The organism is Thiolinea disciformis DSM 14473, assembly GCF_000371925.1.
Lineage (GTDB): Bacteria > Pseudomonadota > Gammaproteobacteria > Thiotrichales > Thiotrichaceae > Thiolinea > Thiolinea disciformis.
In genome coordinates, this window is sequence record NZ_AQVE01000005.1 from 145459 (window position 1) to 166490 (window position 21032).

At 44.6% G+C, this 21032-nt stretch carries 24 protein-coding genes; 14 read left to right on the forward strand and 10 right to left on the reverse strand.

Annotation, left to right across the window (positions count from 1 at the left end):
- Positions 1–6: 6 nt before the first annotated feature.
- Both A3IE_RS0105735 and A3IE_RS0105740 read right to left on the reverse strand, forming a co-directional pair.
- On the reverse strand, positions 7–861 hold the full coding sequence (locus tag A3IE_RS0105735; RefSeq protein WP_020394644.1) for an NUDIX hydrolase: 855 nt from the start codon (positions 859–861) through the stop codon (positions 7–9).
- Positions 858–1301: a hypothetical protein gene (locus A3IE_RS0105740; RefSeq protein ID WP_157832841.1), complete on the reverse strand. Its 444-nt coding sequence runs from the start codon at positions 1299–1301 to the stop codon at positions 858–860. Before A3IE_RS0105740 ends, A3IE_RS0105735 begins: the two co-directional genes overlap by 4 nt.
- A 186-nt stretch (positions 1302–1487) precedes the next feature.
- On the opposite strand from A3IE_RS0105740, the gene A3IE_RS0105745 reads away from it, so the two are divergent.
- A complete protein-coding gene (locus A3IE_RS0105745) occupies positions 1488–1772 on the forward strand; it encodes a hypothetical protein (RefSeq protein ID WP_020394646.1) in 285 nt (94 codons plus the stop codon).
- Positions 1773–1821: 49 nt separating this feature from the next.
- Positions 1822–2478, forward strand: a complete 657-nt coding sequence (gene fsa, locus A3IE_RS0105750) for a fructose-6-phosphate aldolase (RefSeq protein WP_020394647.1) — start codon at positions 1822–1824, stop codon at positions 2476–2478.
- Between the two features lies 1 nt (position 2479).
- Here fsa and A3IE_RS0105755 read toward each other — a convergent pair whose 3' ends face one another.
- The gene (locus tag A3IE_RS0105755) at positions 2480–2953 is read right to left on the reverse strand and encodes a LabA-like NYN domain-containing protein (protein WP_026154804.1); all 474 of its coding nucleotides are present in this window, start codon (positions 2951–2953) and stop codon (positions 2480–2482) included.
- 173 nt (positions 2954–3126) lie between these two features.
- On the opposite strand from A3IE_RS0105755, the gene yaaA reads away from it, so the two are divergent.
- From yaaA to A3IE_RS0105790, 7 genes are all read left to right on the forward strand, one after another.
- Complete coding sequence (gene yaaA, locus A3IE_RS0105760) at positions 3127–3906, forward strand: peroxide stress protein YaaA (protein ID WP_020394649.1); 780 nt, start codon at positions 3127–3129, stop codon at positions 3904–3906.
- A 31-nt stretch (positions 3907–3937) separates the two neighbouring features.
- Positions 3938–4531 carry a HupE/UreJ family protein gene (locus tag A3IE_RS0105765; RefSeq protein WP_020394650.1) on the forward strand — a complete coding sequence of 198 codons (594 nt, stop codon included), beginning with the start codon at positions 3938–3940 and terminating at the stop codon, positions 4529–4531.
- Positions 4532–4535: 4 nt separating this feature from the next.
- Positions 4536–5078: a HupE/UreJ family protein gene (locus A3IE_RS0105770; RefSeq protein WP_020394651.1), complete on the forward strand. Its 543-nt coding sequence runs from the start codon at positions 4536–4538 to the stop codon at positions 5076–5078.
- 31 nt (positions 5079–5109) lie between these two features.
- On the forward strand, positions 5110–5709 hold the full coding sequence (locus A3IE_RS0105775; protein WP_020394652.1) for a DUF1007 family protein: 600 nt from the start codon (positions 5110–5112) through the stop codon (positions 5707–5709).
- 80 nt (positions 5710–5789) lie between these two features.
- Entirely contained in the window at positions 5790–6710 is a 921-nt protein-coding gene (locus tag A3IE_RS0105780; RefSeq protein WP_020394653.1) for an ABC transporter ATP-binding protein, read from the forward strand.
- A complete protein-coding gene (locus A3IE_RS0105785) occupies positions 6707–7480 on the forward strand; it encodes an ABC transporter permease (protein ID WP_020394654.1) in 774 nt (257 codons plus the stop codon). The genes A3IE_RS0105780 and A3IE_RS0105785 overlap by 4 nt, the downstream gene beginning before the upstream one ends.
- Before the next feature lie 146 nt (positions 7481–7626).
- Positions 7627–7965 carry a hypothetical protein gene (locus A3IE_RS0105790; RefSeq protein ID WP_157832842.1) on the forward strand — a complete coding sequence of 113 codons (339 nt, stop codon included), beginning with the start codon at positions 7627–7629 and terminating at the stop codon, positions 7963–7965.
- A 107-nt stretch (positions 7966–8072) separates the two neighbouring features.
- Here the strand turns inward: A3IE_RS0105790 and lon are convergent, their stop codons facing one another.
- The 3 genes from lon to A3IE_RS0105805 form a co-directional block, all read right to left on the reverse strand.
- Positions 8073–10457: an endopeptidase La gene (gene lon, locus A3IE_RS0105795; RefSeq protein WP_020394656.1), complete on the reverse strand. Its 2385-nt coding sequence runs from the start codon at positions 10455–10457 to the stop codon at positions 8073–8075.
- A gap of 9 nt (positions 10458–10466) precedes the next feature.
- Positions 10467–10865 carry an Hsp20/alpha crystallin family protein gene (locus A3IE_RS0105800; protein WP_020394657.1) on the reverse strand — a complete coding sequence of 133 codons (399 nt, stop codon included), beginning with the start codon at positions 10863–10865 and terminating at the stop codon, positions 10467–10469.
- Positions 10866–11332: 467 nt separating this feature from the next.
- Positions 11333–13636, reverse strand: coding sequence for a Tex family protein (locus A3IE_RS0105805; RefSeq protein ID WP_020394658.1), 2304 nt, complete (start codon positions 13634–13636; stop codon positions 11333–11335).
- 1 nt (position 13637) lies between these two features.
- Between A3IE_RS0105805 and A3IE_RS23260 the strand changes: the two genes are divergently transcribed.
- The gene (locus A3IE_RS23260; protein ID WP_020394659.1) at positions 13638–13760 is read left to right on the forward strand and encodes a hypothetical protein; all 123 of its coding nucleotides are present in this window, start codon (positions 13638–13640) and stop codon (positions 13758–13760) included.
- Positions 13761–13765: 5 nt separating this feature from the next.
- Positions 13766–14533 (forward strand): sulfate transporter CysZ, encoded by a 768-nt coding sequence (gene cysZ / locus A3IE_RS0105815; protein WP_020394660.1) that lies wholly within the window; start codon positions 13766–13768, stop codon positions 14531–14533.
- Positions 14534–14598: 65 nt separating this feature from the next.
- Here cysZ and A3IE_RS0105820 read toward each other — a convergent pair whose 3' ends face one another.
- The 3 genes from A3IE_RS0105820 to A3IE_RS21920 all read right to left on the reverse strand — a co-directional run bounded on the left by A3IE_RS0105820 (position 14599) and on the right by A3IE_RS21920 (position 16821).
- Entirely contained in the window at positions 14599–15843 is a 1245-nt protein-coding gene (locus A3IE_RS0105820) for an OmpP1/FadL family transporter (protein ID WP_020394661.1), read from the reverse strand.
- Between the two features lie 223 nt (positions 15844–16066).
- The gene (locus A3IE_RS0105830; protein ID WP_026154805.1) at positions 16067–16285 is read right to left on the reverse strand and encodes a helix-turn-helix domain-containing protein; all 219 of its coding nucleotides are present in this window, start codon (positions 16283–16285) and stop codon (positions 16067–16069) included.
- Between the two features lie 5 nt (positions 16286–16290).
- Positions 16291–16821 carry a hypothetical protein gene (locus tag A3IE_RS21920; protein WP_020394664.1) on the reverse strand — a complete coding sequence of 177 codons (531 nt, stop codon included), beginning with the start codon at positions 16819–16821 and terminating at the stop codon, positions 16291–16293.
- An 84-nt stretch (positions 16822–16905) separates the two neighbouring features.
- On the opposite strand from A3IE_RS21920, the gene A3IE_RS21925 reads away from it, so the two are divergent.
- A complete protein-coding gene (locus tag A3IE_RS21925) occupies positions 16906–17757 on the forward strand; it encodes an alpha/beta fold hydrolase (RefSeq protein ID WP_020394665.1) in 852 nt (283 codons plus the stop codon).
- On the forward strand, positions 17754–18326 hold the full coding sequence (locus tag A3IE_RS0105845; protein ID WP_020394666.1) for a hypothetical protein: 573 nt from the start codon (positions 17754–17756) through the stop codon (positions 18324–18326). The genes A3IE_RS21925 and A3IE_RS0105845 overlap by 4 nt, the downstream gene beginning before the upstream one ends.
- A gap of 42 nt (positions 18327–18368) precedes the next feature.
- On the opposite strand, the gene A3IE_RS0105850 is transcribed toward A3IE_RS0105845, so the two are convergent.
- On the reverse strand, positions 18369–19478 hold the full coding sequence (locus A3IE_RS0105850; protein WP_020394667.1) for a hypothetical protein: 1110 nt from the start codon (positions 19476–19478) through the stop codon (positions 18369–18371).
- Positions 19479–19796: 318 nt separating this feature from the next.
- On the opposite strand from A3IE_RS0105850, the gene tgt reads away from it, so the two are divergent.
- Positions 19797–20903, forward strand: a complete 1107-nt coding sequence (tgt, locus tag A3IE_RS0105855; protein WP_026154806.1) for a tRNA guanosine(34) transglycosylase Tgt — start codon at positions 19797–19799, stop codon at positions 20901–20903.
- Positions 20904–21032 lie beyond the last annotated feature (129 nt).

Below are 21032 nucleotides of genomic sequence, written 5' to 3' on the forward strand. Positions count from 1 at the left end.
GTTCAATTAACTAAAGCGACAATAAAGTGTTTGGCGTATTACCTCGACATCAGGATAACGCGCGGTGATGTAACCTTGTCTTAGTAGGAGGTCAATATTGACTAAATTACAATTGTCTTTGAAATCCGTGGTGGTCTCGGTTAGCTGCGCCAATTCTGCTAAGGATAGCAAATAAAAATCACTGACTTCACCATCATTATTTTTAGGCACAAAATCCTCCGGCAGCCACAGATCATAACTAAAAATAGTCGAATTTTCTAAGCCACGTGGGGTCGTTTGCTGGTAATGCAGTTGACTGACCAACTTGGCTTGCTGCGCTAGATCGCGAGGAATATTAGCTTCTTCCTGAGCTTCTTTAACAACATTATCCAAGAGACTTAAGCCAAATGGCTGACCACCCGCGACTAATTGATCCAATTTACCCGGCCAGAAAGGCTTAGCTAAGCTACGCCGCCCCACCCAAACATAAATGCCATCCGGCTTGCGTACTAAACCATTGACATGCACACCAAAGGTTTTTACACCAAAATATAAAGTTGCCGCACGTTCCATTTCACATTGTGCAGGCTGATCAAAACCTAATGTCACCGGATAAGTTTCACCGACCCAAGTATCAATGACAGCCTCCTGATGCAATTGTTGCAAAATGGGCTTTAAAATTTCCGTGCGTTCTTGACAAGTTTGTAAGTTAGGACAGAAATGCATACCCTGCCGGCTAAACTGAAAAACTGTCGGCCAGCGCTGCAAACGTTCGCTAAAGCTTGGTAAGAGATAGCCATACACCTGCCCTGCGATATACCACGCTAGATATTGTGAAAGATCTGCTTGATGGCAAGCTGCAATACGATCTAAATAGCTCATCGAGTCCGTTGCAAAGGTGTACTAAAATTATCCTTCATACTAACAACACTATTCACCCCCGTATAGGCAAGCATTAACAAACCCATAATCAACAGTACCCAAACGATACGCCAAGCATTACGCCCCAAGCCTTGGGTCTGTTCATGACGGCGCATATTTTGATAGATATCACGCTCGGGAAAAGAGTGTTGCTCATTGAAGCCTGTAAAATCAATCGTGAAAGTATCGCCCTCTGAACGGTTTTTCAGTGACTCAACCAAAGGTTCTTCACGTGAATAAATAGCATTAATCTTTTCAATCAAGCCCTTCGCGTCTAATTCAACAATTCCACTCACTTTACGAGGCATCCCTTTCTCATCAGACAATAACCACACTGCTGAGCCTTTACAGGGCGATATTTCTTTGAAGGTCATGGATTCGATGGTGTAGGTCTTTTTCATTATTATATTTATCAGTTAGAACAGTTATTAAACCGAGCATACCATACAAACACCAAGCAGCCTCAACTTAGCTGGATAGAGTGCTTAAGGCTTGTACCTGCATTTCCTTATCATTGGTGGCTCTCTAGCGAGGCTGCTGTGTAGCGCGTAAAATCCCCCGTTTTCCACTCACTTGAGAATGGGCTTATGTCGCTAAAAATTGCCATATCACTTTTATTGATCACTAGCTTAACTGCTTGTACTACCAACACCCCTACTGCACCGAAAGACCCTGTTGATCCGGCCTTAGGTGAGTTTGTTATGAATGTTCCTAATCAACCACACACCCATGTAGTGCGCCTGCCCGGCTGCTCCGATAAAGATCAATATATCACCCATATTCACCCTGATTATCAATCCCATACCCGCCTACATGTGCATAAGGGTTGTTTACAGTGCCCAAACCCAAATGGCATCCAACGCATTCATTAATCTGCTATGCTATTGGCAATTAAAACAACACAAAGGAAGGATGTAGCCTATGAAATTTTTTATTGATACGGGTGATATTAAAGAAATTCGCGAAGCCTGTGAAACCGGTCTTGTCGATGGTGTTACGACTAACCCTTCATTAGTGGCTAGTTCAGGCCGTGATTTTAAATCCTTAATCAAGGAAATCTGTGAAATCAGTTCAGGCCCCGTAAGCGCTGAAGTCTTAGCTACTGATACAGAAGGCATGTTGAAAGAAGCTAAAGTACTCAGTGCTATAGCACCCAATGTCTGCATTAAACTACCCCTCACCGTGGATGGTCTCAAAGCTTGCAAAAAGCTTTCAGATGACGGTATTGCAACCAATGTCACTTTATGCTTTAGCGCCTTACAAGCCTTATTAGCTGCAAAAGCAGGCGCAACTTATGTGTCGCCTTTCGTAGGACGCTTAGATGATATTGGTGAGTCTGGCTCAGCCTTAATTAGTGACATTGTCACCATTTATGACAATTACCCTAATTTAAAAACCCAAGTACTGGCCGCATCGATTCGTGGCCCCAAGCATATGCTAGATGTAGCTTTTGCAGGCGCTCACGTAGCAACGTTGCCACCAAAAATCTTAAAGCAAATGTACCAACATCCTTTAACCGATAAAGGTTTGGCGGCTTTTATGGAAGATTGGAAAAAAACAGGCCAGTCTTTAGTGTAAATTAGAGCAGTAAATCATCGCGTATCGGTATATAACGCGTGGCGGACTGAATCAGGGCATTCGAGGTTAATAAAGGTACACCGTAGACTTCAGTTTCTAGGGTGTATCGTTGGTGAATACGTTGCAACAATAAATCAAAGTCGCCATCCCCTGAGGCCAATACAATAATATCCGTTTTGGGAGCAGCTTCCATTACATCCAGTGTAATGCCGACATCCCAATCGCCTTTAGATGAGCCATCACGTCGTTGAATATAAGGCTTCAACTTCACATCAAAACCAATACTGCGCAGAATATTTTGGAACTGTTGCTGTTTGTGATCGCCACGATCAATCGCATAGGCGCAAGCGCATACCACTTCTCGATGACTGGTTGCCAAGTCCCAGAAGCGGTTATAGTTAAAATTCCTTGTGTAGGCGTGGCGCGTAGTGTAATAAATGTTCTGTACATCCACGAACAAACTAACTCTCTTCATGTCTCCATAATACAACAGTAGTACGAATAACGCTGCGTTTTTACGAATCCGACTGCAAATTATTCTGCCTTATTAGCTCTGGGATTACACAGCAACCAATATTAGCAAAATCAACGATTTAAACCTATAAACCTCACGAAAATAACTGATCTTAACACCCCTAAAACCAAGCTATGTTAGTATTACTCTCACCTGCTAAAAAACTACGCTACGACCTAAACTATCCACTGGTTGAAACCAGCCAGCCGGTCTTTCTCAATAAAGCTCACTACTTAGTAGAGAGGTTACGTTGTTACTCGCCCCAACAATTAGCTCAACTGATGCAAATGAGTGACGATTTAGCGCAGCTTAATCTGGAACGCTATCAAGCATGGCATATTCCCTTTACCCTTACTAATGCTAAACCAGCCTTATTCGTATTTGCAGGAGAGGTGTATGAACATTTACAAGCCCACCAACTCAGTGCCAGCGCTCTAGACCACGCACGCAAGCATTTACGTATTTTATCTGGCCTCTATGGTTTATTAAGTCCCTTTGATTTGATGCAGGCTTATCGTTTGGAAATGGGCACGCGCTTTCAACAAGAGGCGATCAAAGATTTGTATAGCTTTTGGGGCGATTCCATCACGGAGCATCTCAATCACGAACTAGCAACCAGAGAGCAAAAACAAATCATTAATCTTGCTTCGCAAGAGTATTTTAAAGTCATTAAACCCAAGAAACTCCAAGCCTCAGTGATCACACCTGTTTTTAAAGAAGCACAACAAGGCAAGTATCGTATAATTAGCTTTTTTGCCAAACGCGCGCGCGGATTGATGACTCGTTATATACTTGAACAGCAAATATCGGACGAGGCTGACTTACTAAACTTTCAGGCTAACGGTTATAGGTATCGTCCAGACTTAAGCCAAAAACCCCATGAGCCCGTTTTTGCGCGTGATAAAATCGAATAGAATCAGATACTTTTACCTGAGGACAGCAGATATGAGATACCCTTCTAGCAAGATAGTTTTAAGTATTATCTTCACTTTTTTATTGAGTCCAGCGGCTTTTGCACATACTGGTGTAGGTTTAGCGGGTGGTTTTGCCAGTGGTTTTATGCACCCCCTCATGGGATTAGATCATGTGAGTGCTATGGTTGCGGTAGGGATTTTGGGTGCTTTTATGGGCCGCCCCGCGATTTGGGTGCTACCGATTGTATTTCCTCTAGTCATGGCTTTCGGAGGGGTTTTAGGCTTAGCTGGACTCCCTATTCCAGGAATAGAAATAGGTATTGCACTTTCCTCCGTAGTATTGGGCATCATGATTGTATTACCCACAAAACCCTCACTGTGGATAGCGTCCATCGTGGTCGCTATTTTTGCGATTTTCCATGGCTATGCCCATGGCGCTGAATTACCGAGTGCCGCCAATCCTTTAGCCTATAGCTTAGGCTTTGTGGTCTCCACAGGCTTATTACACCTCACTGGTATTGCGATTGGGGAACTGATTCGTTGGCCAGTGGGTAAAATGGTGGCTCGCGCAGCAGGTGGCGTCATCGCCTTAGCCGGTGTCGGCTTTTTAACAGGAATCCTATGACTTCATGAGCGCATGGTTTTGGAACGGCTTGTTGCATCCTTTGTGGGCAACTAGTCATGTCATGTGTCTCATCACACTAGCGCTTTTGAGCGTGCAATGCGGTAGGCTAGGGATGCGTGCTTTGTGGTTCGCACTGACACCTAGCCTAATCCTAGGCTTACTATTAACGCGACTTATTAGCCTGCCACAAAGTGATTATTATCTTTTAGCTGCTAGTGTTTTTATAGGCTCCATAATCGCGCTGCGCCCACCCCGACTGCCCTTAAGCATTCTCATCTTTGCAGCTTTACTGGTAGGCCTATTTATTGGTTTGGCATCTACAGCCCCTAGCCTACCGGGAATGAAAACACACCAGATGGCAGAACACCTGGTCGCTGTGGCACTTGGCAGTGGACTCATGTTAGTTAGTGCTCAAGTCATAGCTTATTTCCTCAATAAACCGTGGCAAGGATTGGCAGTCAGAATATTGGGGGCATGGATCACCGCTGGCGCAAGCATGGTACTAGCCTTAATGCTACTCGTCCCTTTATCCCCCCTTAAACCTTAATGGCTCGTTTGAGCATAGGAGTATGACTATCATGAAATCGTTATTCTATCGCTTTAGCTTAGCTGGCCTAGGTCTAGTTTTCAGTGTACTCGTGCAAGCAGGTGGCGTGCACTATCAAATTGACATAGCAAATCAATTCAAAGCGAATGACAGCGGGGAATTAAGTGCTGTCGAAATGACCTGGACCTATGATCCTGAAGTTTCCAGCTTTATTTTGGATGGCGATGATTTATCACCAGCTATGCGCTTGGCGACCTTGCAGAAACGCTCAGAGGATATTTTACGCGATTTGGTTGCTTTAAATTATTATGCCGAGCCAAAGCTGGATGGCAAAAGCCTTGGGTGGGGCAAATACACCAATCTTGGTATGGATTACACCAATAAACAGCTCAAGCTTAAATTCAGTGTTGCACTCCAATCACCCGTAACTGTAGCCGGTCATGAATTTAGTTTGCGCATGGCCGATCAAGATGGCTCAGCCAATTTAAACTATCCCAATCTTGAGCAAGTTAAGGTCGATGCCACTTTAGCAAAGAGCTGCAAAAAAATTACTCTATCCAAAGAAACGGTAAAACTCCCTGAAGATCATACCTCGGTATTTCAAACCCTTACATTAGATTGCCGTCACTAATCACCCGCGAAAAAGTTCTCATCTTCTGTGCTTTTGCTCGGCGTGCTACTATCTGCGCCCTCTGATTATCAGGAGGCGCTATGACCGCCGCACTAGAACTTCAAGCATTACGCAAAACTTATAGCAATGGGCACGAAGCACTTAAAGGCATTGATTTACGCGTTGAGCAAGGCGATTTTTATGCTTTATTGGGTGCGAATGGGGCAGGTAAATCCACTACGATTGGGATCGTTAGCTCCTTAGTTAACAAAACCTCAGGCACCGTCAAAATCTTCGACTACGATCTGGATACCCAGCGCGAACAAGCCAAAGCACAAATTGGCTTAGTCCCACAGGAATTCAATTTCAATGTCTTCGAACCAGTCGGCGAAATTCTCATCAATCAGGGTGGCTATTATGGCATTACACGCCCACAAGCCACGCAACGTGCCGAAACCTTATTAAACCAATTAGGCTTATGGGAAAAGCGCAAAGAGCAAGCACGAACCTTATCTGGTGGCATGAAGCGGCGTCTCATGATTGCACGTGCCTTGATCCATGAGCCACGCTTATTAATTTTGGATGAACCTACTGCGGGTGTTGATATAGAGATTCGTCGCTCCATGTGGGAATTTCTCACCGAACTCAATCAACAAGGCACGACGATTATTCTCACCACGCATTATTTAGAAGAAGCGGAAAGTTTATGTCGCCATATTGGGATTATTGCTAAAGGTGAACTAATCGAAAACACCAGTATGAAAGAATTGCTAAGCCGTATGGATAGCGAACATTATGTATTTGACCTCGCTAAACCCTTAGAAACGATTGATAGCCCCGAATGCTGTCGTTTTTCCTTACGCGATCCGCAAACCCTTGATGTGTCGTTTTTACGCAGTACTTCCTCACTGAATGAGGTATTTCAAGTACTAAATGAACGACAGATTGAAGTCATTAGTATGCGTAATCGTACCAATCGTTTAGAACAATTATTCATTGATATGGTGGGAGAAAAACAATGAATACCCAACAAAAATGGACAGCCTATACCACTCTCTTGATACGTGAAGTATTACGCTTCTCGCGCATTTGGATTCAAACCATTTTGCCACCTGTCATTACTACAGCTTTATATTTCATTATTTTTGGCAATCTCATAGGCCCTAAGATTGGGCAAATGGAAGGCCATAATTATATCGATTTTATCGTTCCTGGCTTAATCATGATGACCGTGATTACCAATTCTTATGCGAACGTCGTTTCCTCGTTTTATGGCAGCAAATTTCAAGGCAATATTGCGGAAATGCTGGTTTCACCGACCCCGAATTGGATTATTTTAGCGGGCTTTATCAGTGGCGGTGTCGCACGGGGGATGGCTGTCGGGACTGCAGTTACCTTGGTTTCATTGTTTTTCAGCAATCTATCCATTCAGCACCTCTTCGTCATGATCAGCATTGGCCTACTCACCTCCATGCTATTCTCACTGGCTGGCTTGATTAATGGCGTTTATGCTCGCAGTTTCGATGATATTTCCATCGTCCCCACCTTCGTATTAACCCCCCTTACCTATTTAGGCGGCGTTTTCTACTCCATCTCCATGCTGCCACTATTTTGGCAAAAAGTTTCTTTATTGAACCCAGTGTTATACATGGTGAATGGTTTCCGTTATGGCATTTTGGGTTTTGCCGACATTCCTTTATGGGTTAGCTACCTCATTATTATTACCTTCATTCTAATATTGGGCAGCTTTAGCTTGTCCTTGCTCAATCGAGGTGTTGGTATTCGTAGTTAATAAGAGTATTTAGCTAAATTCATATTTTTTACACGATTAGGGAGTTTTTTTTGCGCAATGTGGTCGTAAGTTATAAGGCATCCGAGGGCTTGGATGCTTTTCACACCGAAACACGCAACGAATTAATTCATTCTAAGGAGCAAATCATGCGCAAATTAATTGCAGTCACAGCGATTGCTGTTGGTATGTTAATGGCAAATAACGCGGCCTTTGCCGGTTCTAATGAACATGGTAAACGCCCCGCAGCGTCTTGTGCGATAAAAAAGCAAGCACCCACTCGTGCTGCTTATATGAAAAAGCTACGTCACTCACCATACTTATCTGCCAATAATCGTTGTGTGCGTGTTGACGGACGTGTCACACAACGGGAGCGCAACTGCCTTGCAGCTAGCCATTATCGTGCACAGCGTCCTAGCCGTTATGATGATCACCCTCGTGTGTCACACTACAACGGGCGCGTTACACATGTAAGTTATGCCAGATAACTAAAACATCTTAGGATTGGGCATTTAAGGCAGTCTGATACAGCACTGCCTTTTTGATGAGAACCACTGGAGCATTCTATCTACTCCAGTGGTTCAATGGATTTGAGCTAAGCAGCGGATTTCAAATCATATAGGGCTGGCTCTAAGGCATTTTCAATCGCATCTTCCACCCGCTCCATGAAAATGAACTGCAATTGCTTACGCGCATTTTCCGGAATATCTTCAAGATCACTGTAATTACGTTTTGGCAATAACACCGTTTTAATCCCAGCACGTAATGCCGCTAAGCATTTTTCTTTCACGCCACCAATCGGCAACACCAAACCACGTAGGCTGATTTCGCCGGTCATAGAGACATCACTACGCACACAACGGTTGGTAAAAAGCGAGACTAAAGCCGTGTAAATAGCCGCACCAGCGCTTGGACCATCTTTAGGAATAGCACCCGCTGGAAAGTGAATATGCAGATCGTTCTTTTCAAACAAGTCTGAATCAATGCCCAAAGAGGCTGCTCGTGATTTAACCAAGCTCACGGCGGCTTGCGCACTTTCCTTCATCACTTCGCCTAGCTTACCGGTGGTAATTAAACGGCCATGCCCCGGCATTTTAGTGGCTTCGATAAACATAATATCGCCACCTACCGGTGTCCAAGCCATGCCCGTAACCACCCCTGGAACACTGGTACGCATCGCAACTTCACTTTCAAACCGCTTCGCACCCAAAATTTTGGGGACATCCGCAGCATCAATGATAATTGGCGTCACCTCACCTTCGCTGACACGCATTGCCACGCGCCGCATGACTGCGCTCATTTTTTGATCCAGATTTCTGACACCAGCTTCACGGGTATAATCACCAATAATACTATGCAAGGCCGCATCCGTGACCTGTACTTGCCCTTCTTGTAAACCGTTATTATCGCGTTGGCGTTTTACAAGATAGCGTTTAGCTATCTCCACCTTTTCTTCTTCGGTATAACCCAATAACTCGATCACTTCCATCCGATCGCGTAATGGCCCTGGAATTGCGTCCAAAACATTTGCCGTGGCAATAAAAATCGCCTTACTTAAATCAAACGGCAGCGCCAGATAATTATCGCGGAAAGTACCATTTTGCTCGGGGTCTAAGACCTCAAGAAAGGCCGAAGCCGGATCACCATGAAACCCACCGGCGCCCAACTTATCGATCTCATCTAGCATAAATACCGGATTACGGGTACCTGCTTTACGCATACCTTGGATAATATTCCCCGGCAAAGCGCCCATATAAGTACGACGATGGCCACGAATCTCGGCTTCATCATGCACCCCACCTAAACTAATCCGTACAAACTCTAAACCCATCGCTCGTGCAATACTTTGGCCTAAGGAGGTCTTACCCACCCCAGGAGGCCCAACAAAGCACAAAATGGGACTACGCCCATTCGGGTTCAATTTACGAACCGCCAAGTACTCTAAAATACGCTGTTTGATTTTCTCTAAACCGAAATGGTCAGCATCCAAAATCGCGCGCGCTTTAGCCACATCAATAGTTTCAGTGTCAAGCCGACTCCACGGCAAATTGACTAACCAATCCAGATAAGTGCGCGTAATCGTATATTCACCAGATGATTCCTGCATTTGCTCTAAACGGCGTAATTCTTTACGTGCCTGTTCATCTGCCTCGGCAGGCAAAGCTGCCGCATCTAAGGCCATACGAATTTCTTCAATTTCGGCACTATTCGTGTCTTCATCGCCGAGTTGTTTACGAATCGCTTTTAATTGTTCACGCAACATATATTCACGTTGCCGCTCACTCATGGAGGCACGCGCATTTTTATCAATCTCTTGCGTAATTTTCAGTACTTCTAATTGATGACGTACCAATTCCGCGACCTTGTCTAAACGCGCGCGTAAATCAATAAGCTCCAATAAAGCTTGCTTCTCAGCAGGTGGCATATCAATCAGATTTGCAATCATGTCTGCCAATTGGCCGGGCGAATTGATATTCCGCAGTGCTTGCACGGCTTCCGCAGATATTTGCGGTAATAACTCGGCAACTTCCAAGGCTTTAGCTTGCAAATGGCGCATCCGCGCTTCAATTGCAGTATCGTCGGTCGGCGCGTCTATAAGCTCTTCTACCACCGCGACCAAGGGCACACTATTAGGCACAAACTCTAGCGCACGAAAACGTCCTTCACCCTGCACAACTAGATGATGCGTACCATCCGGCGTAGTAACATAGCGCAAGATATTGACCACTATGCCCATCTGATAAAGATCGGCGGCACTAGGATCGTCGATTTCAGGATTTTGTTGTAATAACAAACCCAAACGACGATTTTGACGCATCGCTTCTTGTGCTGCCTCAATACTCGCGGAGCGCCCCAAAGTTAATGGCGAAATGACGCCAGGGAATAGCACCACATTGCGCGTTGGCAGGATAATTAATTGATCTGCGTGACCAACACCCGCAGGCGACCCTTCTACCACTAGTGTTTGATATTCATTCATGGCATAACCTCAAAGTTTGCGTAAATTCAGTTGGAGGCAACCCAAATGCAATTGATGGGTGGCTAGCTCATAATGACCTGATGGTAAAGCTATACGTCGCTCAAAACGCCCATAAGGCAGTTCCATGCGGTGAATCAAGGCTTGTTGCGCCAAACGCGGCGTGGGGCGCATTCCACTAATAGTAACGGCACCACCACTTACATAAACTTCCATGCGCTCAGCATCAATCCCCGGCAAAGCAACCGTCAGAAACAAGCCATCATCGGTTTCAAACATATCCATCGGCGGCTCCCAAGTAGCAAAACCTGCAGAGGCCAGCGGACGAAAGGCTTGACGCTGTAAACGCTCAGCTTGCGATAATAATTCACAAGCTTCAGCCCACATTTTATGAATATGACGCGATGACATAGTAGTTACTCATAAGCTTAATGGCATAGGGACAGGTAATTATTAGATATATCGCAACATCAGGGCGAGTTGCGATTTTTCAATACTAGCCGAGCTTGGCTAAGAAATGAGGTCAGGACAAAAAGTGCAGGATAGAAGGCAGTAATTTTACCGCCAATGGCTCACACGCCAAAACTTATGCTGGCAATTCAGGCAATAACAACGATTTTCCCGACTATGTACAAACTTCTGCCACCACCCTCTACGAATTCTTACCCACTGATCGCTACCACACTTCGGGCAGTTTTCAGTAGAGGCTGCCTCAAACTCCTTGTTAAACCTAGAAGCATTCCCTTTGCTAGTGACCTGTGACATAACTTTTCCCTCTATATAGTACTTATGTATACAGCGTGATTATTTTATATTCATACTAACCCATCATTAAGTTATAGTTAAGCTTCGTTCTATGGTTTTTATTGATAGGCTATTCAATTTTGATTTTTCTGTTTAGCCTTGGCAAACGCATCCGCAAAAACATTATTACTAGCACGTTCTGATTTTAAAGCAGGCTTAGTTGCTGCAGGTTTATTAGGGGCTTGTTTAGTCATGGGTTGTGGTTCATTGTTTAAACGCATGGTCAAGGCAATCCGTTTACGGGCTTGATCGACCTCTAACACCTTCACTTTCACAATATCGCCTGCCTTCACAACATCATGTGGATCTTTGACGAATGTCTCAGCCAACATGGAAATATGTACTAAGCCATCTTGATGGACACCAATATCCACAAAAGCACCAAAGTTAGTCACATTGGTGACCGTACCCTCTAGCATCATACCGAGCTTTAAATCTGCTAGCGTTTCTACGCCCTCTTTCAAATTTGCAGTTTTGAATTCAGGCCGTGGATCACGCCCCGGTTTATCTAATTCGTTGATAATGTCCGTGATCGTTGGTAAACCAAATTGCTGATCGGTAAACTCAGCAGGTTTAAGCGATTTTAGCAAACGAGTATTCCCTATCAGCTTAGCCAAGGGCGTTGCTGTTTGCTCAGCGATACGTTGAACAACGGCATAAGTTTCAGGATGAACTGCTGAAGCATCTAAGGGATTATCGCCACCTTGAATCCGTAAAAAACCAGCGGCTTGCTCAAAAGCCTTTGGCCCTAAACGCGGCACTTTCAGTAAAGTTTTACGATTCGTGAAACGTCCTTGTTGATTGCGAAACTCGACAATATTGTCGGCAATAGTTTGATTCAAACCGGCAACACGCCGTAATAAAGCCGCTGACGCGGTATTTACCTCGACGCCAACGCTATTGACGCAATCTTCAACTACGGCATCGAGATTCTTTGCCAATTGGGTTTGACTAACATCGTGTTGATATTGACCTACACCAATTGCCTTGGGATCGATTTTAACCAATTCTGCCAAAGGATCTTGTAAGCGCCGCGCAATCGATACCGCACCACGTAGAGTTACATCCAGATCAGGAAACTCTTTCGCAGCGGTCTCCGAGGCGGAATACACGGAAGCCCCCGCTTCATTGACTATGACTTTTTGTACTAAAAGATCAGGATGTTGCTTGATTAAGTCAGCACATAACTTATCTGTCTCACGCGACGCTGTCCCATTGCCAATCGCAATTAAAGCCACTTTATGCTTTGCCACTAACTGTGCTAAAGACTTCAAAGACTCCTGCCATTGATTACGCGGCGGATGTGGATAAATCGTCGTGTGGTCAACTAACTGTCCAGTAGCATCAATCACGGCCACCTTAACACCAGTACGAATACCAGGATCTAAACCCATGGTGACCCGTGCGCCTGCAGGTGCTGCTAGCAATAAATCCTTGAGATTATGCGCAAACACCCGAATCGCTTCCGCTTCAGCGCGCTCACGCAACTCAGACAACAATTCTGTCTCCAGTTTAAGGTGTAATTTCACCTTCCACGTCCACCGCACGACCTCAGCTAACCAAGCATCGGCTGCACGCTTGCGATTCTCAATACCAAATTGACGCGCAATCATCACCTCACTGGGATGAAGTGTGTCCTCAGCGTGTGGAATATCGAGTTTTAAATTTAAAAAACCTTCATTTCGGCCTCGAAACATCGCCAATGCACGATGTGAGGGAATTTTGCTTAAGGCATCCATATTGTCAAAATAATCGCGGTATTTCGCACCTTCTTCTGCTTTTTCCACGACGACTGAAGAGCTTAATTTGCCTTGTTCTTGCATGGTATCCCGCAACTTCCCGACCAACTCAGCATCTTCGGCAAAACGCTCCATTAAAATATATTTTGCCCCTTCTAAAACCCCTTTCTCATCGCTAAAGGCTGCTTTAAATACTTCATCAGGATTAATATAGTTTTTAGCTTCTTGCTCAGGTGAGAGGCTCGGATTGGCTAACAGCGCATTAGCCAAAGGCTCAATGCCAGCCTCTATGGCAATCTGGCCTTTGGTACGCCGCTTTTGCTTAAACGGTTGATATAAATCTTCAAGACGGGTTTTGGTATCAGCTGCTTGCAGGGCTTGCGCGAGCTCAGGTGTTAATTTGCCTTGCTCTTCAATGCTTTTCAAAATAGCGCTGCGGCGATCCGCTAATTCACGTAGATAAGTCAAGCGCTCGGACAAATTACGCAATTGCCCATCATCCAAACCACCCGTAACTTCTTTACGATAACGCGCCACAAAGGGCACGGTAGCACCCTCATCTAATAGTTGAATAGCAGCGCTAACTTGACGCTCGGCAACGGATAATTCTTGGGCAATTTGTTGAGCAATAGGAGTCATAGTGGCTTTAAGACTTATTAAAAAAGATGCTGCATTATCAGCAAAAGAAAAACGAGAACAAGTGCTTTATCTTGCACAAATAAAACTTCTGCGGGAAACTCGCGCCAACTTTTATGTGGATTAGAGTGTATGAGTGTTACAGGAAGCAATCCGATAGCAGGCTTCAGCGCTGGACCTAACTATATTCTGCGCGGCGCTAAGCTTTTGAATCAAGCGGGCATTCGCCCCTTTGTGATTATCCCTTTATTAATCAACATTGTGCTTTTTTCAGGGGGCATTTGGCTATTAAGCAATCAATTGCATGTATGGTTAGAGCAACTATTACCCACCTATCTTGAGTGGTTAGAATGGTTAGTGATGCCAATTTTTATTGTACTGGTAGCTTTTGTCGTGTTTTATACCTTCACCTTATTGGCAAATCTTATCGCTGCACCCTTTAATAGCATTTTGGCAGAACGTATTGAGCAGCACTTAAAAGGTTTACCGGTAGCAGAGTTTCAAGGCTTAAAAAGTGTTCCCAGTTTAATAGTGCGTACCTTTCGGAGTGAACTCAGTAAACTCTGGTATATCGTCAAATGGCTAATCCCCCTAGTCATGCTTACCCTCATCTCACTTTTTATTCCGCTACTGGCACCCATTGCCCCGTTTGCTTGGGCAGTCTTTGGCGCGTGGATGATGGCTGTGGAATATGTGGATTATCCGATGGGGAATCACGAACTCTACTTCAAAGAAGAATTAGCCACTTTGAAACAATATCGCGCCCAAGCGCTAGGTTTTGGTTCGGTTTTATCCTTAATGACAACTATTCCGTTTTTAAACTTCTTAGCCATGCCTGTCGGTGTCGCCGGAGCCACTGCTTTATGGGTCAATGTACTCTCTCAACCCCATCGCCAATAAAGTTTTTATGCTAACAAGCTTGGCGCTCTGCCAAGCCTGTTTAAGCCGCAACAGCAACGAGCTCATCAAAACTCGTGGCTATAAGAAATTCCTAAACTATCCTGTTTCATTTTCAAATTATAACCATCCATGCGTGAGCTATTATTGCCTTTGACCTCATTTTCAAACGCATGGACGTAACTGGCATTGAGTTTAGATTTTGGGGATAGTGTCCATTGCGCACCCAAAGTGAGATGTTTCTCTACTACCCCTGGCGCAAGTACATTGAGTGTGGTTTGTGCCGAATCAATGGGCTGTTTGCCATAATTGAATCCTGCCATCAACGCCATTTTTTCATTTACTTGTTGCTTTAAACCAACTTTATAAACGGTCATGTCATCCCAGCCAAAACCTGGACCACCATTCGCGCCAAACGGTTTTTGGATTAAAGCACTATTACTAATCGCCTCTGAATCCTTGTAATAAATGTGCTGCACATCAGCGGCCACGGTAGTGCTTGGTGTGACTTGCCATGAAGCCCCCACACTCACCGCACCCGGTACATTAAACTCACCCCCATTCGCAAATAAACCTGAATAAGCGTCTAACTCGCCCATTTTCACTTTGCTACGATAGGCTGCACCCACGATAAGATTAGGGGCGACCTTGCCCTGCCAGCCCACCGCAAAACCAATACCGGTACTGGAATCATAACCATTATTCGTTATGTGACCGGGACTCGCGGTGGTCATTGCATTATCAAAGCCTTGCAAACCAGAAGCTTTGAAACGGTGATAAACCATATTGGCAGAAATACCCACTGCGTGTTGGGGATTGAGCTGGAAAGCCGCTGTTGGGGAAACAAAGAGTTGCTGATAATCAACCCCAGCCTCGCCTTGACCAAAGCCCGGATTGATGGCGTATTCAGTGTTCATCCCACCGTTGCCATAGGCTGCAACGCCCAGACTTACGCCACCTTTCAGATTGCGTTTATACGATGCCTCTGGAATCAGGAAGCTCTTTTTACCATTACCATCAAAGACTTGATCAGCGGGCATACCAAAGGCTTTGCCATTGAAAGTCGCTTCACGATCGGGTCGAAACAGTTCAGCACCCACATCAAAACCATCCTTCACCCAAGCGGCGGCGGCTGGATTACTAGCCATACTGGAGCTGTTGGCAGGATACCCAGCTCCTACACCCCCCATCGCACGGTGTTCAGTACCTAAGCCAATTGGTGCAATACCATTGGTAGCGAATACGGAAGAACTATAACAGCTAGCAAAAACGATGAGCGCTAGCATAGGGCTAGCCTTAGCAGTGTATGACATTGTCTCTCCTCTCCAGCGACAAAGCAGGTTTAAATGGTAGCGGCAAAGGTAGCTTTGCCCATTACCACTTTTGATCATGGCAAAGCGTTGTTTCTACTGTCAATTAAAAAGCCGTGTTGTATCTCTTTAGCAGTAGGCGCAAATGACAAACGCATCGTTCTAACGGTTAAGAGGTGAGATAGCGCCTAGATACTGTTTCCACAATAAATCAGCCCAAGCTTATTTATTGTGATTCGACCTCAGGTTCAAAGACCAATAGATCTCCGGGCTGGCAGTCTAATACTTGACAAATTTTTTCCAAAGTCTCAAAGCGAATACCCTTCACTTTGCCTGATTTCAGCAGGGAGATATTTTGTTCTGTAATATCAATACGTTCTGCCAACTCTTTCGAGCGCATTTTGCGTTTGGCTAACATGACATCAAGATTAACAATAATCGGCATAGTACTCACACAATCTGACGGTTTTCTTCCGCAACCAAAGCCGCCTGTTGGAGAGCGTAGCCCAACATCACTAACAAAATACCCACCAATACCACGACGATATCGGTTGAAGCGAAGGAAATAATCAAGAAGTGTTGCCCTTGAGGATTATCCAGCGTGATTGCTAAGGCCAGCAAGGTACGCATAAAGGGACTTAGCATACCAAAGAGCAGCAAGGTCTTGCCAAAGCGCTGCACATATTTACCAATATCAGGATGCAAGTTATCCCCTTGAGCAAAACGCTCAAACACCGTTGCCATCGCCCAAAAGCCAAGTGTCAACAAACCTAGCTGAAATGTAGAAATAAGCCAGCCCAATACCAGCGCTCGGGTTGTGAGTTTAATAGGTTCTGTGTGTAGGTTAGTGATATTGCGCGCGATGATCTCTGCCGCTTCAGGAATAAACCAACCCAGCATATTGGCTAACAAACAAATGCTGATTAGAACCTTAGTCACGAAGGACAAACCATGCGCTAGACGAGGATTAATGGTGGTCACTTTACACCTTTCGTTAAATTTGCATTTTAAAATATTATTGTAATACAATAATTTTTACAAACAAGACAGTATTAAAAGACAGCCATGAAACAATGGATTTATGCCCTAACGCCTTGCCTAGCTTTTCACTTAGTGTTTAGTGGGCTACTCATAGTAAGTTTGAATGGCTGTACCTACGGCACGCATCGTATAAAACCCACCATACTAATCAACCATCATGTACTGGCTTATACTTATCTACCCAGCACCTCGCACACCACCAAACCTACCGTGGTGTTCCAATCGGGCTTAGGGGATGATCAAACGGTCTGGCAAGCTGTTATAAAAGGCTTAGGAGATAAGGTGGCTAGCTTGCGGTATGATCGTGCTGGTTATGGAGCAAGTGCTGCTGCCTCTGCGCCACGCACACCTTGTCAGATTGCCAGCGAACAACACGAACTGTTACAAACATTAGGTATCAGCCCCCCTTATATTTTAGTAGGGCACTCCTTAGGTGGTTTATATGAATATGTATATGCCAATCTGTACCCGCATGAAGTCGCAGGTCTTGTGCTACTAGATCCTACCCACCCGCAGCATTGGCAACGTATTCAAGCGGAATTACCTGCAATAGCTACGCTACTTTCGACTAGCCGCCTAGTGTTTGGCTCAACAGCCTGTCAAGAGTTTGATGCACAACAAACATGTCTTGAACAATTGACTGCTAAACTACCCAACTCAATATCAACGCGTTTATTAGTCAGCACTCAACGCACAGCACTTGAACAAGGGGCTTTTGAGCAGATGTTAAAAGAATTAGCCCTTGATTGGCAACGGAAAACAAACGCTCCAATCATTCAAACGATTAACTCAGGTCACTACATTCAAAGCGAGCAACCTGAAGCAGTCATTATGGCAATCCACGAAATCTTAAGGTTTAAAGCGAAATCACCATGAAAAAACTCATCTTACTGACCCTCAGCAGCTTATTAGTCAGTGCTTGCACCGCTATCCCAGTAAAAACCTTGTATAAATTGGCAACAACCGACCCGCTCACCCTTGATCCTGTTGTGATGCGTGTTGCAGCGCGTATGCCGGATTGGATTGAACCACGCCCCGATGGCGCTAAACTAGAAATAACAACACAACTAGACGGAAAGACGGATACTAAAGAAACCTTTATCTTGCAATCTATCCCTCTTGCTTTGGCACAAACGGCGTTAGCGAAAGAAACCAAAGCAGGCTTTCAGTTGTATACTTATCGCATTAATCCTAATGATATTCCACGCCTTTTAGCTTTACGTGAGACAGTTAAGGCTAGAAAAGCAGCTGGGATAAAAGAACATGGCACCATGGGGATTAGTGTTGCAGCGTGCCGCAAGGGTGAGTTACGAGAAGGCGCAATTCCCATTAGCAATTATCTAAGCCTGAATCCTGAAGAAGGCTATTTGCCAGTTTTGGTTGATTATGACCTGCGTAAACCCGTGAAGGGGCAAAATCTGGCAGAACAACTACCAGCTTGCTAACAAAATTTTCACAGTCCAAGGACAAGTCACTATCTGCTGCTCTTAAAGTTCAAACGTAAAATATTGCACAGGTTGAGGAATTTTATAATTGTCCAACCATGCTTTTAAAGAACGTAATTCTTGCATGGCCTGTACATCAAGCTGTAACTGATCAACTTGCCGTTTAAAATTAGCAAGCTCACGTTTCATTAACAGAGGAACCTGCTGCGGGGTTATTCCCATGGGTATACCAAGATTGACTAATTGAGCAGCTTGTTGCTCATAGTGAAATATTTCCTGCTCTAACTCATCCAATTGATCTTTCAGGATTTTATTAAAATACTTTAAACGCTCTTCCGCTAAATTATTCAGGTGCTCTTGGTCAATTTGTTCTAGTGCTAATTGTAACTCTAATAGTTTTAATAAATCCTTATTCTCATAAGCTACGGTTACTTGTTGCATTAACCCTGTCTTGCGCACCCGCTCCTGTTCATCCGGCTCACGATCGGGGTGTAAAACCGTTACTAGCTGGCGATAAATCGTTTGTATCGATTTACCCAGCTCTTCTGACTCTTTTTGCTCACGTTCTTCTTTTGCTAGTTGCTTTGCACTTTTCTTACGCTTAGCCCGCCGTGCCTCTTCTGCTGCCTGTTCCTGCTCTAACTTTTCAAACAGACGCTCACGTATACCAGCCATGCCCTCAGGAGTAAATTCCGCATCCTCCATTTCAACACCAAAATCTTGTTTCATGGCTGCTTTCAGATTAGAGAAATACTCCGCCTTAGCCTCTTCTGCATCCCGATCATAATCGGTATTTGCATAAAAATTATAAAGCGGCTTTAAATCCTCGCGCTGATAAACTTCAATCAAATGCCCACAAATCCGACCAATCAAATCACAAATTTTTTCTTTTTGATTATTAGTTAACTTTTCATTTTTATAAGCATTATCCAAAGCAAGTACTATTTGCTCTTGCCCTTGAGTAAAGGTCCGTTCTAAGGGTGACATCATAGCCTGATAGTCTTGTCGATAACGTGGTAAAAGTTCTTTCCACGCTTCCAGCGCTTGTTTTTGCTTATTAATGCGCTTCATGGTGGTGTTAAACTTTTTTTGCGCTGGTGTGGGTTTATCAGCATTTGCCGTTTTAATTAAAATTGGACTATTTTTGACCATGCTCAAACCTATCTCGCATAAAATTGGGTTGAATTTAAAAAGTATAACAACTGATTATGATCCTTGACGTGATAAAAACTAGCCACACCAACAAGAAAGATGACATTCATAGCCAGTAATTCGCCGCTCTCACTTAGTGGCTGAGCTGACAAAGCAGTAAGGAGCATTGTTAATTCACCATCCCTTTATCGACCAGTAGGCACACACTAGCATCTAATGTATACACGACTAAAAGTACCAAAATCTTTGAAATCCAAACCATGCAGCCGTTATGATGCGAAACTTTCAGGCTAATCATGGAATAGTTGCATGTCGCATTTGCAGTTTACCCTGCTCAAAACCCAAGGCTTAGCACGGCGCGGCCAATTAAGCTTTCCACGCGGCACGGTGCAAACCCCTGCCTTTATGCCGGTCGGTACTTATGGCACGGTGAAAGCCATGACGCCAGAAGAGTTAAAGGGATTAGGTGCGGAAATTATTCTGGGCAATACCTTCCATCTGATGTTGCGCCCCGGAACTGATATTGTGCGCTTGCATGGTGATTTGCATGAGTTTATGCACTGGGATAAACCGATTTTGACCGATTCTGGCGGCTTCCAAGTGTTTTCCTTGGCCAAAATGCGCAAAATTACTGAAGAAGGTGTGCGTTTCCAATCGCCGGTGGATGGTAGCAAAATCCTGATGACCCCCGAATCATCCATGCAAGTGCAACGCGAATTGGGTTCAGATATTGTGATGATTTTCGATGAGTGTACGCCCTATCCTGCCACCCATGATGAAGCCAAACAGTCCATGGAATTATCTTTACGCTGGGCGGCACGCAGTAAAGCGGCACACGAAGGAAATCCTTCAGCGCTCTTTGGCATTGTGCAAGGTGGCGTGTATGAGGATTTACGCCAGATTTCCGCTGAAGCCTTAGTCAACATTGGCTTTGATGGCTATGCGGTGGGTGGTTTGGCCGTCGGTGAACCGAAAGAAGATCGTGACCGCATTTTGGAAACTATCGTTCCACATTTACCCGCCGACAAACCGCATTATTTGATGGGCGTTGGCAAGCCTGAAGATATTGTAGAAGGGGTACGCCGTGGCATTGACATGTTTGACTGTGTTATTCCCACGCGGAACGCACGCAATGCCTTTTTATTCACGCGCTACGGACAATTAAAACTGCGCAATAGCCGCTACCAGCATGATACGCGTCCGATTGATGAGCAATGCGGCTGTTATACTTGCCAACACTATTCTCGCGCTTACCTGCGTCATTTAGACAAATGTGGCGAGATTTTGGGAGCACGTCTCAATACCATTCACAATTTATATTATTACCAAGAATTAATGCAAAGTATCCGCAAAGCCTTGGACGAAGATCGTTTTGAAACCTTCATCCAAGATTTTTATGCGTTGCGTGCGGGTGATACCGACTAGCATTAAATCAGTATACTAGACCTCCTGCGAAAGTTGGGGGTTAATTTTACTAACTCATTGATTTATCGATCAAGAAAGTCACTTTCACAAAAGATCTACTATTGACTTTCTCATTTCTATATCTAATTA